The organism is Idiomarina sp. UBA4206 (genome assembly GCF_002383015.1).
Taxonomy (GTDB): domain Bacteria; phylum Pseudomonadota; class Gammaproteobacteria; order Enterobacterales; family Alteromonadaceae; genus Idiomarina; species Idiomarina abyssalis.
Map to the genome: position 1 here is coordinate 13,193 of NZ_DFTS01000058.1, position 1,133 is coordinate 14,325.

A 1,133-nucleotide genomic window follows, 5' to 3' on the forward strand; every position below is an offset into this window, starting at 1 on the left:
TCTATCATCGGTTACATCGTTACTGGTTACCTTATGGAAAATGCTGGTTACCATTGGGGCTTTGGGGCCGCAGCTGTCGGTATGGCGTTCGGTCTTATTCAGTACAAACTGACTAAACCTAAACTTGGCGATGTTGGAGCGAAACCGCCTAAACCTCTGGGTCCTAAAGCAGCAAAACGCAGCTGGGGAGTTATCTGGCTCTTATTAGCTGGTTTAGCGGTTTATACATATTTAGCATTAAATAACTACGTTACTTTGGACCCAACGCTGATTGCCGGTAATGTCGCTGTTATTTTCACTGTTATCTTTTTCGTGTATTACCTGTCCATATTCCTCTTTGGTAAGTTGACCAAAGATGAAATGAAGCGACTCGGTGCCCTATTTCTGGTTTGTATTGCCTCAACCATGTTCTGGGCAGGCTTTGAGCAGGCAGGTTCATCGTTCAACCTATTTGCTCGCGACTTAACGGATCGCATGGTCGGTGACTTTGAAATTCCTACAACCTGGTTCCAGTCGCTGAACTCGATCTTCTTAGTCGCGTTGTCACCGTTTTTCGCTGCGCTTTGGATTAATCTCAGCAAACGCATGATCAATCCATCGTACGGTTTTAAAAGCGCGATTGGCCTTATCATTATGGCGACCGGCTTCATTGTGATGTTCTTTGCGTCGCAAGCGGCGGCTAGCGGCTTAAAAGTAGCACCTTACTGGTTGGTTGCAGTGTACTTTATTCACACCGTTGGTGAGCTTTGCTTAAGCCCGGTAGCGTTAAGTGCGGTCAGTAAACTATCGCCAAAACGTATGGCCGGACAGTTAATGGGCGTTTTCGTTCTGACTTATGCCATGGGTAATGTGATTGCGGGTCTTCTGGCAGGTGGTCTTGACCCGGAAAACCCACAGGCAATGCCTGAGCTTTACTGGACCATTTTTGTGTTCGGTGTGAGCGTTGGTGCGGTTGTATTCGTATTAGCTCTGTTTACCCGTAAATGGGAAAAGCTGGCGCCGGACGATGGCGAAGACGAGCACCCGGGTGCAGTTATCGATGCCAACGAGCCCGTTGGTAAGCCTTAATTCACTTCTTTGTGAAAAGCTGATAGAAAGGGGCCTTCGGGTCCCTTTTTTTATGCCTAAAATTA

At 47.3% G+C, this 1,133-nt stretch carries 1 protein-coding gene; it reads left to right on the top strand.

The features are described from left to right. The coding region (locus B3180_RS11660; protein ID WP_286844704.1) for a peptide MFS transporter at positions 1–1,068 on the top strand (1,068 nt) is incomplete at its 5' end. Positions 1,069–1,133: the final 65 nt, after the last annotated feature.